Origin of the sequence: Konateibacter massiliensis, from assembly GCF_900184995.1 — a bacterium.
In the GTDB taxonomy this organism is placed as follows: domain Bacteria; phylum Bacillota; class Clostridia; order Lachnospirales; family Lachnospiraceae; genus Lachnotalea; species Lachnotalea massiliensis.
This window is the reverse complement of sequence record NZ_LT860099.1, coordinates 364,853-381,875: the sequence shown is the minus strand read 5'-3', so window position 1 is coordinate 381,875 and position 17,023 is coordinate 364,853. Positions and strand designations below refer to the sequence as shown.

The 17,023-nt window shown below is 39.6% G+C and carries 15 protein-coding genes; 7 read left to right on the top strand and 8 right to left on the bottom strand.

Annotation, left to right across the window (positions count from 1 at the left end; genetic code table 11):
• Nucleotides 1–60: 60 nt before the first annotated feature.
• Complete coding sequence (locus tag CTY48_RS07555; protein WP_099467904.1) at nt 61–1,353, bottom strand: ATP-binding protein; 1,293 nt, start codon at nt 1,351–1,353, stop codon at nt 61–63.
• A complete protein-coding gene (gene pheA, locus CTY48_RS07550) occupies nt 1,337–2,500 on the bottom strand; it encodes a prephenate dehydratase (protein ID WP_099470099.1) in 1,164 nt (387 codons plus the stop codon). The genes CTY48_RS07555 and pheA overlap by 17 nt, the downstream gene beginning before the upstream one ends.
• A 310-nt stretch (nt 2,501–2,810) precedes the next feature.
• Between pheA and CTY48_RS07545 the strand changes: the two genes are divergently transcribed.
• Nucleotides 2,811–3,851: a DUF5050 domain-containing protein gene (locus CTY48_RS07545; RefSeq protein WP_180272679.1), complete on the top strand. Its 1,041-nt coding sequence runs from the start codon at nt 2,811–2,813 to the stop codon at nt 3,849–3,851.
• Here CTY48_RS07545 and CTY48_RS07540 read toward each other — a convergent pair.
• Nucleotides 3,848–5,173: a bifunctional folylpolyglutamate synthase/dihydrofolate synthase gene (locus CTY48_RS07540; RefSeq protein ID WP_099467902.1), complete on the bottom strand. Its 1,326-nt coding sequence runs from the start codon at nt 5,171–5,173 to the stop codon at nt 3,848–3,850. The genes CTY48_RS07545 and CTY48_RS07540 overlap by 4 nt on opposite strands.
• 1 nt (nt 5,174) lies before the next feature.
• Nucleotides 5,175–6,920: a sensor domain-containing protein gene (locus CTY48_RS07535; protein ID WP_143452712.1), complete on the bottom strand. Its 1,746-nt coding sequence runs from the start codon at nt 6,918–6,920 to the stop codon at nt 5,175–5,177.
• Nucleotides 6,921–7,470: 550 nt separating this feature from the next.
• Here CTY48_RS07535 and CTY48_RS07530 point away from each other — a divergent pair.
• The gene (locus CTY48_RS07530; protein WP_099467900.1) at nt 7,471–8,046 is read left to right on the top strand and encodes a cadmium resistance transporter; all 576 of its coding nucleotides are present in this window, start codon (nt 7,471–7,473) and stop codon (nt 8,044–8,046) included.
• A gap of 76 nt (nt 8,047–8,122) precedes the next feature.
• On the opposite strand, the gene asd is transcribed toward CTY48_RS07530, so the two are convergent.
• The 3 genes from asd to CTY48_RS07515 form a co-directional block, all read right to left on the bottom strand.
• Complete coding sequence (gene asd / locus CTY48_RS07525; RefSeq protein WP_099467899.1) at nt 8,123–9,208, bottom strand: aspartate-semialdehyde dehydrogenase; 1,086 nt, start codon at nt 9,206–9,208, stop codon at nt 8,123–8,125.
• A gap of 149 nt (nt 9,209–9,357) precedes the next feature.
• The gene (argH, locus tag CTY48_RS07520) at nt 9,358–10,734 is read right to left on the bottom strand and encodes an argininosuccinate lyase (RefSeq protein WP_099467898.1); all 1,377 of its coding nucleotides are present in this window, start codon (nt 10,732–10,734) and stop codon (nt 9,358–9,360) included.
• Nucleotides 10,735–10,830: 96 nt separating this feature from the next.
• Nucleotides 10,831–11,478 (bottom strand): epoxyqueuosine reductase QueH, encoded by a 648-nt coding sequence (locus CTY48_RS07515; protein ID WP_099467897.1) that lies wholly within the window; start codon nt 11,476–11,478, stop codon nt 10,831–10,833.
• 152 nt (nt 11,479–11,630) lie between these two features.
• On the opposite strand from CTY48_RS07515, the gene CTY48_RS07510 reads away from it, so the two are divergent.
• On the top strand, nt 11,631–12,398 hold the full coding sequence (locus tag CTY48_RS07510) for an ABC transporter ATP-binding protein (RefSeq protein WP_099467896.1): 768 nt from the start codon (nt 11,631–11,633) through the stop codon (nt 12,396–12,398).
• Nucleotides 12,391–13,188 carry an ABC transporter permease gene (locus CTY48_RS07505; RefSeq protein WP_099467895.1) on the top strand — a complete coding sequence of 266 codons (798 nt, stop codon included), beginning with the start codon at nt 12,391–12,393 and terminating at the stop codon, nt 13,186–13,188. Before CTY48_RS07510 ends, CTY48_RS07505 begins: the two co-directional genes overlap by 8 nt.
• On the opposite strand, the gene CTY48_RS07500 is transcribed toward CTY48_RS07505, so the two are convergent.
• Nucleotides 13,185–14,921, bottom strand: coding sequence for a methyl-accepting chemotaxis protein (locus CTY48_RS07500; RefSeq protein ID WP_180272678.1), 1,737 nt, complete (start codon nt 14,919–14,921; stop codon nt 13,185–13,187). The genes CTY48_RS07505 and CTY48_RS07500 overlap by 4 nt on opposite strands.
• Before the next feature lie 197 nt (nt 14,922–15,118).
• On the opposite strand from CTY48_RS07500, the gene CTY48_RS19655 reads away from it, so the two are divergent.
• The 3 genes from CTY48_RS19655 to CTY48_RS07485 all read left to right on the top strand — a co-directional run bounded on the left by CTY48_RS19655 (nt 15,119) and on the right by CTY48_RS07485 (nt 17,021).
• Entirely contained in the window at nt 15,119–15,268 is a 150-nt protein-coding gene (locus tag CTY48_RS19655; RefSeq protein ID WP_180272677.1) for a hypothetical protein, read from the top strand.
• A gap of 178 nt (nt 15,269–15,446) precedes the next feature.
• Entirely contained in the window at nt 15,447–16,091 is a 645-nt protein-coding gene (locus CTY48_RS07495) for a DUF3298 and DUF4163 domain-containing protein (RefSeq protein ID WP_099467893.1), read from the top strand.
• Between the two features lie 465 nt (nt 16,092–16,556).
• Nucleotides 16,557–17,021 carry a TspO/MBR family protein gene (locus CTY48_RS07485; RefSeq protein WP_099467891.1) on the top strand — a complete coding sequence of 155 codons (465 nt, stop codon included), beginning with the start codon at nt 16,557–16,559 and terminating at the stop codon, nt 17,019–17,021.
• The last annotated feature ends 2 nt before the right edge of the window (nt 17,022–17,023 follow it).

Genomic DNA, 17,023 nt, shown 5'->3' with positions numbered 1-17,023 from the left:
AGGTGGTAATATGCATAGGCTTTCTTCCCTTCTATCTCTAGTATCGTACCAAACGGTTACCTAGTACCTTCCTAACAAATAATCAATAAACTGCTGTGCTGTTCTTCCTGACAATCCACCGTGATAAAGCTCCCACCTGTTTGCTTCCATGAAAAGCTCCTCCTGCGGCATTTCCAACCCATGTCTTTTTGCCAGAACATCAACTATTTTCATATATTCCTTTTTTTCCGGTGCAACAAAAAAGATGGATACACCAAAGCGATATGCAAGCGACAGCTTTTCCTGTACCGTATCGGAGGAATGCAAATCGTCTCTTCTCTCTTCCTTATCACTGAATTTTTCTCTTACGAGATGTCTTCTGTTTGAGGTTGCATAGATAAGCACATTGTCCGGTCTCTTTTCAAGCCCGCCTTCAATTACAGCCTTTAAGTATTTGTATTCAATTTCAAACTCTTCAAACGACAAATCATCCATAAAAATAATAAATTTATAGTTTCTATTTTTAATCTGTGCAATAACAGACGTCAAATCCTGAAACTGGTGCTTGTAAATTTCAATCATACGAAGCCCTCTGTCATAATATTCATTCAGGATTGCCTTTACGCTCGTAGATTTTCCCGTTCCCGCATCACCGAAAAGCAGGCAGTTGTTTGCTTTCTTTCCGCTTACAAAGGCTTCCGTATTGTCGATAAGCTTTTTCTTCTGCAGCTCATAGCCTACCAAATCATCGAGATGGACATGACAGATATTTGTAATCGGCACAAGCTTTGGCTCGTTATTTTCATGCGTGATTCGGAAGGCCTTGTGTAAGCCGAGCTTTCCAACACCAAAATCCTTATAAAAGCTTGTGATAACCTCTTTAAATTCAAATTCGTCATTGCTCCTTGAGAGTTTTACGCTAAGCTCACAGATTCTGTCTCTGATTCTCTTGTTAAACACCTTGCCGTTTGAAGACGCTCCCTTATAGTTTTCCAAAAGCAAAAGACACGGTGCAGACAGTTTTTCCTCCAACTTCTTAAAATCAAACTTCATCAGCTCGCCAAAAATGCGAAAATCATTTAATGCAACTTCGTTAATTGTCCCTTCCACTTCACCGACAACCTCACATGCCGTACTGTATGCATTCTCATTGTTAGCAAGAAGAAACGCCAGGTAGTTATGCCAAACATTTCCCTCGAAGCCGTACTGCTCCGCCATCTCAATCAAGCGATTCACGTTGTCATAAAGCAGTGCTTTGATATCGGAGACATTATAATATTCATTGTCGTAATTCTCCATAATCCATGCCATATCCTGTAACGCTTCACCATTTTCAATATTTTTATATATGATTAGCTCACTTACTTTTTCCATTGCTTTCGTCCTCGTATTTCTCATAGTTTCCAAGTATTTTTAAATCAATCGTCTCAGCGCCAAGCCCCATCAGAGCATTCTTTACAGCACAGTCCTCTAAGTTTCCCTCAAAATCGATAAAGAAACGATATTCCCAAGGTCTGTCCTCCAGCGGTCTTGATTCAATCTTTGTCATACTGATTCCGTTGTAAATAAAATGGGATAAAGCATTGTAAAGTGTTCCGCTCTCATGCGCTATCTCAAAGCAGATGCTTATTTTATTGGAAGCCGCAGTAAATACCGCCTCCCTTGATACAATAATGAAGCGTGTCGAATTCGTATCGCTGAAATTGATGGTTTCCTGCAATACCTTCAAGCCATAAATTTCTGCCGCCTCCACACTCGCGATTGCCGCCTGCGTCTTATCGTTATCCTCCTGCACCTTCTTGGCACTTAAGGCAGTGTTTTGCATACTAATCTGCTTCCAATCCTTGTGAGTCTCAAGATATTTTGCACTCTGCATAAGCCCCTGCGGGTGAGAATAAACGGTCTGGATATCGGAAATCTCAGAATCTGCTGTTCCCAAAAGTGCCTGTTCAATGCTTATGATATGCTCACCGACAATATAATTATCATATTCCACCAGTAAATCATAGCTTGCATTCACAATGCCCGCTGAGGAATTCTCAATCGGAAGCACCGCGTAATCTGCATCGCCCTTTTTAATTGCCTCCATCGCATCCTTGAAGGTATCCACACAAAAATTCTCTATCTCATCGCCAAAATACTCTTTCATCGCTCTCTGGCTGTGTGCTCCCGGAACGCCTTGGAAAATAACTTTGATGTTCTCTTTCTTGAATGAGTCGACAAAATGAAATGCATTTTTCTCCGGTTTGCCATGCTCATTTAAAAGCTGGTATTGGAGCTTGCGGCTCATCGCCATAATCTGTGTAAACAGTTCCTCCACCCCATGGCTCGTAAAATCACTGTTTGTCAACGTTTTGACCTGTTCGATTTTTGCTTTTTCTCTCTCCCTGTCAAAGACCGGCTTATCGGTTTCTATCTTGTATTTTGCAACCGCCTCGCTGACCTTCATTCTCTTTTCATACAACTCTACAATCTGGGTGTCAATCGAATCAATCTCATTTCTCAACTCTAGTAAATCCATCTTTTTATCTTCCTTCTGATTACTGATATTTTTATTCTCCATTGTTACGAAATGCTTCGTAACTCATACTATATCCCCCTTCAGGCTGATATAATGTTTACGATATTATATCATAATGATTCACTTTTCACCAGTTCTTAATATTAGCTTATCATACTTTACTATTTCTTATCGTAAAATTTAAGTAATTTTTAGATGAAACTTATTTACCTTCTTGCAATTTTTTGTCAGAAATTATATAATAAAATTAAATAAATAGTAAGAAAATTGTAATATTTTTAACAAAATGGAAAAGAATGGGGGAATGAATATGAAAAGAAAGAAAAAGCTGATAATTGCTTTTCTTTTTGTCGTATTTATTGCCATTTTTATGCTCTCTGCGTTTACCGTTTCCTCCCGCTTGGGCGACAAAACGGTTTTTAACAAGGGAAATGTGTCTGGCAACACCGCCGGCAATCTATATAATAAGGGGATTTTTTGCGAATATGACGGCAAGATTTATTTCAGCAATTCCTATGATAATGGTACTCTCTATGTCATGAATACGGACGGAACACATATCCGAAAGCTTTCTGCCGACACGGTATCCTACATCAACGTTGCCGGAAAATATATCTATTACACACGCAACGAGACAAATACTTTTCTCACCAAAGACAGCCTTCGCAAAAGCTTTCTCGGCATCTATCGTCGGAATACAAACGGAGAGGATTTACTGACCTTGGATGAAGAAAGCTCCGGCGCAGTAAGTCTTGGAAATAATACGCTGTTTTACCAAACCTATGATTACTATGATGATATTTCTCTAAAAAGAGTTTCCATCGACGGCACAGAGAAAGAATACCTGTTTCATGACCCTGTCAATCCGTCATGCATTATTGACGGCATTATGTACTATGTTGATTTATACCAGAACAATAGCTTGATGTCTCTGGATATTGAGTCCTCCACCTCTTCCTTGCTCTATGAGGGAAGGCTGAAAAATCCGATTTATCATGACAATTATATTTATTTTATGGATTTGACGGATGGCTCATCCCTTTTTAGAATCAATCTGCCAACCTTGAAAAAGGAAAAGCTTAGCTCAGAGGCGGTCGATTCCTATAATCTATATGGTGATTATATTTATTATCAGTCTGCCGGGACAAGCAATCCTCGCTTCTATCGTATGAAAAAGGACGGAACGGAGCGTGAAACAATTCTGGAGGGTAATTTCTGCAATATTAATGTCACATCAAACTTCGTCTATTTCAATCAGTTTGGTTACGATACTCCGATTTATAAAATAGGTGCCTCGGGAGACATCAACGTGACACGATTTGATGAGGCGGCTGATGCGATTGAGCCTTAATTCATGACAAGTGCCTTTATCTGCCTTTCAAACTCTGCAAGATAAGACAGGGAGCCAAATGCAATGACTGCTTCCTCCTCCTTTGTCTGTCTCATACACTCCAAAGCCGCCGTCTCAAGAGACGGCATAAATTCTACCCTTGTATGATATTTTTCTGCTGTCCTTGCAAGCACTTCTCCATCCAGTGCACGCGGATTATCCAGTATGGTCACAGTCAGTATCCTATGTGCCAAAGGTGCGAGTATCTGTAGGATTCTCTCATATTCCTTATCTGCAAACACTCCCATGACAAAAAGCAGCTTTTTTTCCATGGCAGGTGATGCCGCTTGCAGTCTCCTCTTGTCCTGAAAGAGGTTCTCTATCGTCTTTTTCAGTTCTTCTGCGGCTGCTTCATTGTGTGCTCCATCTATAATAACGACAGGCTTTTCACAGATAAGCGTAAATCTGCCCTTCCATTTTGCATTCTTTAAGCCTTGTCTGATTGCCTCGTTTGAAATGGCAAAACCTTTTTTCCGAAGAGCTTTCACTGCTTCGATGGAAAGTATAGCATTTTTTATCTGATAGCTTCCCACAAGTCCGATTTCAATCTGCCCAAATTCCTTGTAATCAAAAAATACACTCAAATTCTCATAACGGATCTGTGAAAGTTCTTCTGTCTGTGCAGCAACAAGCTGATTATCACCTTTTTGGCACTGTTCTTTTATGACTTGCATCGCTCCCGCTTCCTGCTCGGCAGTTACAACAATTGCGTTCTTCTTTATAATACCGGCTTTTTGAAATGCAATCTCCTCTATACTGCCTCCAAGAAAATCCATATGATCTCTACTGATGGAGGTTAAAACTGATACAAGCGTATTTTTCACAATATTAGTCGCATCAAGCAGACCGCCAAGCCCGGTTTCCAAAACAACAATATCACAATTTTCCTGTTTAAAGTACAAAAAAGCAAGCGCAGTCTCCACCTCAAAAATCGTTGGATGAGCCTGCCCTTCCTCTGTCATATTAGAAATCACCGCCTTTATCTGAAAAACCAGTTTCGCAAGCGACTCTCTCTCGATATATATTTCATTTACCTGTATTTTTTCACGATAGGAAAACACACTTGGGGAGGTGTATCTGCCAACCTTGCAGCCCGCCTCCTTAAGAATTGTAGAAATAAATGCAACTGTTGAACCTTTTCCGTTTGTTCCTGCAACATGAACAAATTTTAAATCGTCTTGTGGATTGCCCAATCGGCTTAAAAGCTCTCTTATACTGTCCAATCCCAAAACGCTTCCATATTTCGTTATCCCGTCTAAATATTCTCTCGCTTTCTCGTACATGTCAGGCTCCCAAAATGACCCTTTCCATATCTTTTCCGCTCATAGGCCGTCCCATCAAAAACCCTTGGATATTATCACATTTCATTTTTTTGAGGACTTCATACTGTTCCTTATTCTCAACGCCTTCTGCCACCGTTTCAACTCCCAGCTGCTTCACCATACTGATAACGGACTGGGTAATAATTGCAGTTGATGCATCACAGGCAATTCCGTCAACGAATGTCTTGTCAATTTTTAATGTGTCAATCGGCAAGTCCTTTAAATAGGACAGGGATGAAAAACCGGTTCCAAAATCATCCAAGGATACTTTAATCCCATATGCACGAAGCGTATTTATCTTCGATATCACACCTTCCAAATCGTCAATCAAAACACTCTCCGTAATCTCAATCTCGACATCCTCGGGATTCACATAATATTTATCAATAATTGCCTTTAACTTGCGCACAAAGTCCTCTTTCTTAATCTGAAGAGTAGAAATATTAATGGACATAATCCCCTCATAGTTCATCTCTGTCTTCCACCTTGACAGGGTGCTGATTGCCTCCTCAAGAACCCAGTCTCCGATAGAGATAATCGTTCCGTTTTTCTCCGAAACAGGAATAAATACATCCGGCGATATGATAACTCCGTCGCTTTTCCAGCGTACAAGCGCTTCTACCCCTCTCAGCCTGTTTGTCCTGACGTCAAACTGAGGCTGAAAATACAGCAGAAAATCCTTGTTATAAATGGCATTGTTCAGTTGTCTTTCCAAACGCAGAGCCTCCAAAAATGCACTGTACATCTGATAATCAAAATAACAAATATTATTTTTTCCGTTCTTCTTTACATCAAACAACGCGATTTCTGCATTTTTCATAACTTCCAGTGCTGTTTCTCCGCTCTCCGGATACTCCGCCGCACCAATGCTCACTGAAAAACCTGCTTCTCTACCATTGATAAGACGGTATGTTTTTCTCAGCAGGTTCTTTATTCTATTGTACACTACCTCTATTGCTCTGTTTCCAATGGGATTTATAACTGCGATACAAAATTCATCGTTCGCTATTCGTGCTGCAAACATATTCTCGTCTAGCAAACCGTTGAGATCTTGTGCAAACATTTGAATCACTTCATCTCCGGCGACAATTCCAAGGCTGTCATTAATCACTTTAAAATCATCAATATCCATATATAATACGGTAACACTGTATCTTTCATTCTTAGCTGCCTGCAATGAATCATTCAATCTCTTTACAAAATAATTTCGATTAAACAGACCTGTGAGCGAATCAAAATATGCCATATACTTCAATTCTTCATTCTTCTTTTTCACAAGAGTGATATCCCTGAAAAAAATAATCCGCTCCGAAATCTGTCCTTCACAGTCTATACAAAACTTTACATTCGCTGTAATCCATGTCTTGTTATCTGACAATCTAAACTCAATCGCCTTGCCTGAGAATTCCTCTGTCTTTGCTGAAATAAGGCGTAGTAAAATCGTCTTATCTTCCTCGCAAATCAAATTAATCAATACGTTCTGATTAAAGTTTATCCCTTTCTGCAAGTCGAACATGTTGTAAAAACTATTTGAAACAACAACTTTTCCTGTTTTTAAATCCTCATAAATAAATGCATCATCTGACATATCCAACGCTGTCTTGTAAATATGTTCATGATACATTAATTTATCCGCTTCCGCTTTCATCAAATCAATTTTAAATTTCAACGACTCATTTGAGCAATTTAGTATTTCTTCCTGTTTCAAGCCTATCACCTCGCTCACACTAAAGGAATACCTTCTGTATACCTAATATATAATTTAAATCTTCAGTTGCATCAAATTCCAGGCATGATATATTTTATAATACGCTATCAGCTTCCGACCTAACACAATACTTCATGCCCAGAATTTTCCTTATACGATTAAGTAACAAGGCATACTGATACACCTTAGCATCTTAATCCTTGTATATTGCAAAACATTATATATTCCCTTATTGCGCTGCACTTAGGTCCTTCAACCGCTCCCCAGCGTCTTTTCATTACCATGCATAGCGTCTTACTAATGTTATATATTCTACCATAAATACTAAGCTCGTGAAATACCTCGCTAAGTGCAATCACTATACCATAAAGCTTCCTGTTTTTATATATTTTTTATACTTTATATGAATATTTAACATTTATTACCATAATAATCTATTTTTTTATCAAATGCAACAAAATTATTCGCTTCGGTACAAAAGTACTATGCTTTTCCTTGACAGTACCTATTGCTATCCGCTATGATACAAATAAACTTCTTAGGAGGATAAATGCTTAAATTTATTTTAACATCTGTTTTATCATTCGTTAGTACAAATATTGATGACATATTTCTATTGATGATTTTATATACCCAACTGCCCGAAAAAGAGAGACGCTATAAGATTACAGCCGGGCAATATCTCGGCATCGGATTGCTTGTTTTTCTCAGTATATTAGGTGCTTTTGGTACCCAGCTTCTGCCACAGAAGTATATCGGTCTGCTCGGAATATTTCCTATTCTCCTTGGAATAAGAACATGGCTTCAATATAAAAACAGCCAAAAAGAGAATGAGCCTCAAATACTCACCAATACGGGCATTATAAATGTATTTCTCATTACGATTGCAAACGGAGCCGATAATCTTGGCGTATATATTCCTGTTTTTAGCGGCTATGACGCAACAGAATTATTTCTCACTGTCCTGATATTTGCGGCTATGACGGCACTTTGGTGTCTCATCGGCTCAAGACTCGCAGATTATCCGCTGATAAAGAATAATCTGCAAAAATATAACCACATTATTGTTCCTGTTGTTCTGATCGGACTTGGAATTTTTATTCTGCTGGATGGTATGCTTAGCTAACTTAAACTCGATAAAAAGCATTGAAGTTAACCTTCTTCGTTAATCTCAATGCTTTTTTCTTGATTATCTATTCTCTTTATTTCGCCTGAATATATCCCTGTGCCTTCAAAAGCTCTGCACACAATACCGCTCCGCCTGCTGCTCCGCGCACTGTATTGTGGGACATTCCCACGAATTTATAATCGTAAACCGTATCTTCTCTCAATCTTCCGATGGATACACCCATTCCGTTTTCATAATCCACGTCAAGTGTAATCTGCGGACGGTTCTCCTCCTCCATGTACTGCACAAACTGCTTTGGCGCACTTGGAAGCTCTAATTCCTGAGGAAGTCCTTTGAATTCCGTCAATTTCTGAATCAACTGCTCCTTGGTCGGCTTTTTCTTAAAGGAAACAAATACGGCTGCCGTATGACCGTTCAATACAGGAATACGGATACACTGTGCTGTGATAGCAGGCTCCTGTGCCTTTACAACAACACCGTTCTCTACCTTGCCAAGTACTCGAAGCGGTTCCTGCTCACTCTTTTCCTCCTCACCGCCGATAAACGGAATTACATTTCCGACCATCTCCGGCCAGTCTTCAAAGTTCTTTCCTGCTCCTGAAATCGCCTGATAGGTCGTAACAACAACAGTAGTTGGTTCAAACTCTCTCCATGCTGCCAGACAAGGCGCATAGCTTTGAATCGAACAATTTGGCTTTACTGCAATAAATCCGCTCTTTGTTCCCAGTCTCTCTCTTTGAGACTTGATTACCTCAAAGTGCTCCGGATTGATTTCCGGTACTACCATTGGTACGTCCGGTGTCCAGCGGTGTGCGCTGTTATTGGAAACAACCGGTGTCTCCGTCTTTGCGTATGCTTCTTCAATTGCCTTTATCTCGTCTTTTGACATATCAACGGCACTGAATACGAAATCTACTCCTGCCGCAACCTTCTCTACTTCATTCACGTTCATTACTACTATTTTTTTAACAGCTTCCGGCATCGGGGTCAACATCTTCCATCTGCCTCCTACCGCTTCCTCGTATGTCTTTCCTGCGGAACGCGGGCTCGCTGCAATTACAGTCACCTCAAACCAAGGATGGCTTTCCAATAAGGATATAAAACGCTGTCCTACCATACCGGTACCCCCAAGGATACCAACTCTTAACTTCTGACTCATAATAAATCTCCTCTTTGCTTGTTTGTTTTTCTGTCGCGTACATTTGTCTTTGTAATAAGTATATTATACTATAATTCTCAATAATGCAACACTTTTTTTCAAAACAAAGGAAATTCCTAAGAATTTCCTCCGCCGTAAAAGTTACTTTACTATTTGCTTAAATAAGTCTCATACTCACTGATTACCTGCTCCATCACTCGTTTTCCCGGAGCACCCAGCGTCTCTCGTTTATTTACACATGTAAACAGGCTAATTGCCTCATAGATATCCGCTTCAAAAAGTGCATGTTCAGACTTAAATTCTTCCAGGGACAAATCATCCAGTGTACAGTTCTTTTCAATGCAAAGCAGCACAAGGCGACCTGATATACTGTGCGCATCACGAAAAGGTACACCCTTGTTTACCAGATAATCTGCCACATCGGTTGCATTGGTAAAGCCGCCCTTGGCACTCTCCTCCATCACCTGTTTGTTGAACGTCATTGTCTTTACCATTCCGGTAAATAACGCAAGACACCCCTTTACTGTATCAATTGCGTCAAAGGTCAGCTCCTTATCCTCCTGCATATCCTTGTTATAGGCAAGCGGAATTCCCTTCATCGTTGTAAGAATTGACATAAGTGCTCCATACACGCGCCCAGTCTTTCCTCGCACCAGCTCTGCAATATCAGGGTTCTTTTTCTGCGGCATAATGCTGCTGCCCGTGCTGTAAGCGTCATCCAGCTCCACAAAACGATATTCGTTTGTATTCCATATGATAATTTCCTCGGAAAAGCGGCTCAAATGCATCATAACAGTCGACAACGCCGACAAAAGCTCAATGACATAATCTCTGTCCGATACCGAATCCATACTGTTTCTCGTCGCACCTTCAAAATCAAGAAGACTGGCCGTATATTCTCTGTCCAGAGGATAGGTCGTTCCTGCCAACGCGCCGGAGCCCAGCGGACAGTAATTCATTCTTTTATAAATGTCGCTCATGCGCAGACGGTCTCTCTTAAACATTTCAAAATATGCACCGATATGGTGGGCAAGCGTAATCGGCTGTGCCTTTTGCAGATGGGTAAAGCCCGGCATAAACGTCTCCGTATGCTCCTTCATAATAACAAGCAGGGCTTCCAGCAGCTCCTTAATCAACTCGTCTGTCTCTGAAATTTCATCACGCACATACAATTTCATATCAAGGGCAACCTGATCATTACGGCTTCTTCCTGTGTGAAGCTTCTTTCCTGCATCGCCGATTCGCTTTATCAGATTCGCTTCCACAAAGCTGTGAATATCTTCATATTCCTCGGTAATTTCAAGCTTTCCATTCTCCACGTCACTGAGAATACTGTTTAAGCCTTCTATGATTTCTTCCTTTTCGGCTTCTGTCAAAATATTCTGCTTCGCAAGCATCGTGACATGAGCAATACTTCCTATGATATCCTGCTTATAAAATTTCTTATCAAATGAGATTGAAGCATTAAAATTATAAACTAATTGGTCTGTTTCCTTCGTGAAACGACCACCCCATAACTGTGCCATTTTTCGTCCTCTTTTCTTTATTTGTATAATTTTGCATTATTATAGCATATTTATTCACATTTAACAAGATAGTTCTCTTTTTGCTGGACTGCTTTATTACAGTTCGGACGCAGACAGAGCCTTAGCTGCCTCACGCTCCCGCATGGAAAAAATGCAGCCGCAATAATCCTGCCTATACATCTCATATTCCTTTGACAGCTCCACCGACCTCTTGTAGCCGTTTTTCTTCTTAAAGTCAGAATATAGGTAATTCACCTCATATTCTCCCTCCAGCTTTCCTCCGATTTCATTGAGCTTCTGTGAGTTTTTTAGAGGGCTGATAGACAGGGTCGTCGTAAAATAGTCAAAGCCCATCTCCTTCGCAAGCTGGGCCGTCTGCTTCATTCGTAGCTCATAACAACCAAAGCAGCGCTCGCCTCCCTCTTTTTCATTCTCCATGCCCTTTGCCATATTGTAAAAGGTTTTTGTATCGTACTCGCCTGCAACAAAGGAAATCTCATGTGTCGCGGGAACATCTTTAATAAACTTTTCCTGCTCCTTCACACGCATTTCGTATTCCTGCTGCGGGTAAATATTCGGGTTATAGTAAAATACGGTAATCTTAAAAAATTGTGACAAATATTCCAGCACATAACTGCTGCAAGGCGCACAGCAGCTATGTAAAAGCAGGCTAGGCACGCGCTCCTCTTTATTTAACTTATCAATGAGCTTATCAAGCTCTTTTTGGTAGTTTATTGTATTCATGCTTCCTCCGTTTGGAATTTGCGTTCTTCTTTTCGGAACATAGTTCTCCAATTCTCATTATATTATAGCTTCCTTATTTATTCAATGGGGGAGTAGTAACCATTCTTTTTCTCACCTCATACAATAAGGTATAAATAAAATGGAGGGCTTGTATGAACTCTTTACTTAACCTTGAGTCCGTGAGCTATTCTTATCACAGTTTATCTGGCGAAACACCCGCTTTAAATAATATATCCTTTGATGTAAAGGAAGGAGAATTCATCGCGATCGTAGGACCAAGCGGCTGCGGAAAGTCAACGCTTTTATCTCTCATTGCAGGATTAATCACACCCGAGTCCGGAAGCATAACAGTAAACGGCACAGATGTCTCGAGTGCCCGTGCAAGCATCGGCTATATGCTCCAGCGCGACCACCTCTTTGAGTGGCGAAGCGTCTATAAAAATATTATTTTAGGGCTTGAAATACAAAAAAAACTGACAAGTGAGTATTTGGACACGGTAGACGAAATGCTTGTCAATTATGGGTTGGATTCTTTTAAGGACAAACGCCCCTCCGAGCTTTCAGGCGGTATGAGACAGCGAGCTGCCCTAATTCGCACCCTCGCACTAAATCCATCTATACTCCTGCTCGACGAGCCTTTTTCCGCCTTAGATTATCAAACACGCCTAAACGTAGGGGATGATATCGGCTGTATTATAAAGAAAGAAAAAAAGACTGCTATCTTGGTGACACATGATTTGTCGGAGGCAATCAGCCTTGGTGACAGAGTTGTTGTGCTTTCCAAGCGCCCCGCTACTATTAAAACTATTGTTCCCATTACATTTGCATTGGAGAACAAGACTCCTCTAAGCTGCCGGAATGCTCCTGAGTTTAAGGACTACTTCAATGCAATTTGGAAGGAGTTAAATTATCATGAATGACTTGTCAATTCACCAGCTTGCATATATAAAACAAAAAACAAAATACAGGCATAGTGTCAATTTCTTTCGCTGCATCTTGTTTATCGCCTTTCTGCTTATCTGGCAGATAACAGCGAGCTTCGGGATTATTGATTCGTTTATTTTCAGCAGCCCAGCTAAGATTGCCGCCTGCTTTTATGAAATGTTAAAGGACGGCACTATCCTTCCGCATATTTTTATTACACTGACAGAAACCTTTTTCAGTTTTCTGCTTGTTATTTTCATCGGTATTTTAACCTCCGTGCTCCTTTGGACAAAAGAAAAGCTGGCTGAAATATTAGAGCCTTATCTGGTCGTTCTAAACAGCCTTCCAAAGTCAGCACTGGCTCCTCTTCTCATCGTCTGGCTCGGAGCCAATATGAACACTATCATCATCGCCGGAATATCGGTTGCCATATTTGGCACAATTATCAGCCTATACACAGGCTTTAAAGAGGTTGATGAGGATAAAATCAAGCTCATCTACACATTGGGCGGTAGCCGACAGAATGTCCTTTTAAAAGTAGTTTTGCCAAGCTCCATTCCTGTCATTATCAGCACAATGAAGGTAAACATCGGGCTGGCTCTCGTCGGTGTCATCATCGGAGAGTTTTTGGCTGCAAGAAAGGGGCTTGGCTATTTAATTATCTATTCCAGTCAGGTTTTTAAAATGGATTGGCTGCTTATGTCAATTGTACTTCTTTGTATTATGGCAATGCTTCTTTACATGCTGCTTGGCATGGCAGAAAAAATAATTATGAAACGCTTTTAAAGCGTAAACTTTTTAATAAGCGACTTCAATTCTACACTCAAACTGTCAACCTCGGTCACCGCCTCATTAATCGTTATCATCGACGCCATAATCTCCTCGGTTGTCGCTGACGTTTCCTCTGTACTGGCGGCATTTTCCTCAGCTATTGCTGCCAGGGAGGAAATAATGTCCACTACCCTGCTGCGGCTTTCTTCCATGTTTTTGCCTACCTCGTCGAGTATTTCGATTTCGTCGTTTATCTTACCTATTGTATTTACAATGTTAGAATAGCGTTCCTTTGTTTCATTTACACTTGCTGACTGCCGTTCTACTGCTTCCTTTACCGTATCACTTTGGGTATTGGCATGGGAAATTTGCTTTTGCAGTACCTCTAATATTGAATTGATGGAGCTAGTCGATGCGCTTGATTGCTCGGCTAGTTTTTTTATCTGATTTGCAACCACCGCAAAGCCTCTTCCTGCCTCTCCGGCACGCGCCGCCTCAATTGACGCATTCAGTGCCAAAAGATTCGTCTCCTCCGCAATGCTCGCAATAATATTACTTACTTCGCCAATCTTGCCCGCACTCTCATTTGTATTTCGTATTGTATCAAAAATCAGGTCAAAGGATTTCTGGTTTTCATCTGTGATATCGGAAAGCTCTGTGACCGTCGCCAATCCTTCCTTCGTTATCGTCTGAATACGATTGCTTGCCTCATAGAGTTTTTGTGTGCTCTCCACACTCTGCTCAATAATCTTTCCGAGACTTTCAAATTCCATCGCCGCGTTCTCCGAATCCTGTGCCTGCTGTCCCGCACTCTGAGCTATCTCTCCTACCGTGCTTGTAATTTCGTTCATAGACTTTGTGATGCGATCTGAATTTCCGCTCATCTCAGCAGAATTCTCCGTCAGCTTTGAAGAGGTGATGTCAAGAAGAGAAACAATCTCTCTAAGTGACTTAACCAGATGAATAACCGACGCTGAAAGTGTTCCCATCTCATCCTTCGCCTCAAGATAATAAGGCTCAAAGGATAAATCATTGTTGCTCAAGGAATTCATATCCCTCGTCGTAAATAAAATTGTCCTCTTCAGATGGCGAATAATTGCCATCGCAAACACTGACAACGAAATAATCACAACTACGATAACTGTAGCTATCACAATGATGTTTGTGTAAATCTTCGCCTCCATTTGCTTGGACGTGTACAGTGCATATTCTTCCATCAGCTCTGTCATCGCATTGATATTTTCTCTTGCACCATCAAATGCTGTCAGATGTGTATCCATGTCACCCTGCATCTTATCGATATCGTAGGAACCCTCATACTGCTCTATATCTGCACTGAAGTCCTCGAATAGCTGCTGCATTGTCATCTGGGTTACGGAATGCTTAAACTCGCCATATAAAGCTTCATTCTCCTTTATATTATCCACTGCCCCTTGCATACGTTCCTTTGTCTGGCCAATATTTTCCTTATAGTCGTTCACCAGAGTTTCTTTCCTATCCGCGTCTAATGTAGACTGGCTGAGAAAAAGCTCCTTCTCTGATACCGCTGCCTGATAAAAATCACGATCAGCATTTAAAATCATCTGTGTGCTTACATATGCTTCATCATAATACACCCGCTTTGTCGTATTATTTACATATCCGGTTTCATAAATGAATACTCCCAGCATGGCTGCCAGTAAAACACAGACCGGTAGATAAAGCAAAAGTAATTTTGTGGATACTTTTAAATTTTTTATTATTTTCATAACAAGTGCCCCCTTTCTTTTGATTGAATTCATTATACAGCAAACGAGCGATTTCGACATGACTTTTCCTAAAATATCATTAATTTTATGTTAATTTTATAACTTTCCCATATTATGGTACCTTTGTTATATTTTTTATATTTTTCCTAATATTTTTCAATATCCGGTACATACTATCCTTGAAAGGCGGTGCATGCATGATAAAAGATGAAGAAGAAAATGTAAAAAATAAATCCGGTGACGAGGATCCGATTATTCCGATTCCTCCTTTTAGTCCGTTTGAACCGGCACCGATGCCTCCTATTCTAGTTCCGCAGCCTGACAATGACGGTATGAAAACGGAGTAAATAATTGATATCATAAGAAATTCACAAGAACTTCTTAATGATAAAAAAACAGGGTAGTCGAGATGCCATTCTCGTCTGCCCTGTTTTTGCAAAATGCTATGCCTATTTCCAATACCGTTTGGTGTCATTTTGAAAGCTTACGCATATATTAATACAACTACTAATTTAAGGTGCTATTATGTTAAATGTTTGCCGAAAACTTTTAGAAGATACCATGTATTATGGTGATATACCTGTACTAACTTACAAAATCTATTATCCATGTATTGAATCAAATCGTTGCTCAATATCTGTAAAAGACATAAATTATTTTTATTACCACGAGGCAAAAAATAGTGAAGATTATTGCCGTACCGTGTTATACCCAATGGCTCTGGAAAACGCTCAGAATTCCGAAGAAGCGCCATTCCATAGCTATGAATTTATTGTTGATTTTACAGTGACATATAACCAATGTAACGTTATTAGTCTTTACATGGACACCTATACTTACACAGGCGGTGCACACGGCAATACAAGACGTAACTCAAACACATGGGATTTAAGAACAGGAAATTTAATGCAGCTTGGCGATGTCTATCTTCTTACACCAAACTCAATACTCGATCTGCAAAAATGTATTGAAAAACAAATATCGGAAAGACTGCAAGAAAATCCGGGCATATACTTCGATAATTATAGATTTTTATTAAGAGATTATTTTTGTGCCGATAATTTTTATTTACAGCCTTTGTGCGGTGTTATTTATTATCAGCATTATGATATCGCTCCATACTCAACCGGTTTGCCAGAATTTTATTTTCCTACCTGTAATATCTGTTGAACGTCTTGGTCTATCCAAAGACGTTCATTATTGTAAAATAATGTGATTTGATGTATGCTTGATATGTAAATAATTTGCATTTATATAATGTTGGGTAACAAATATCTAAGAATTTTATAGGGGTATCAAAATGAAAGATAATGCTAAAAGCAACAAAATATCGTTGATTATTTCTATGGCTTCAATTGTGATTTGCCTCGTTGCAGTTCTTATTTCTGTAATAAACCTTAGATATACGATCATTAATGAAAACGATGCAGCCAGCGGCATTGTGCTGTTTTGTTGCACGCTTTCCATTCTATGTGCGAATATAACCATTTTCCTAACAAATTATATTAAATACAAAAAATATTCCAAGTAAAGCGTCATATTGGTTCATTCATATAACCAATTCATATTGGTTATATTTTTTTATCTTGTTTCATATGATTACTTATATGTATATAATTAAGGTGTGATTACTGTATGAGGCTACAAAATAAAAGCGGTTTAATAATTTCAATTCTTATTCCTTTAGCTGTTGGGGCTTTGTCTTCACTTTTAAGCGGAAATACATCATTGTATTCCACCATTAACAAACCGGTGCTAAGCCCGCCCTCTTTTATTTTCCCTATTGTGTGGACAATACTTTATATTTTAATGGGGATATCGGCATATATCATATATACCTCAAAAGATGAAAATGCACCAAAGGCTTTAAAAACCTATGCACTTCAACTATTCTTTAATTTTGGATGGAGCATCCTCTTTTTTGGTTTCTCCCAATACTTACTTGCGTTTTTGTGGTTGTTAGTATTAATCATTCTAATTGTCATCATGATAAAACAATTTTATGAAATAAGTCCGATTGCCGCATATTTACAAATTCCATATTTACTATGGTGTTTATTTGCTGCTTATCTGAATTTTTCAATTTATATGAAGAATTAATC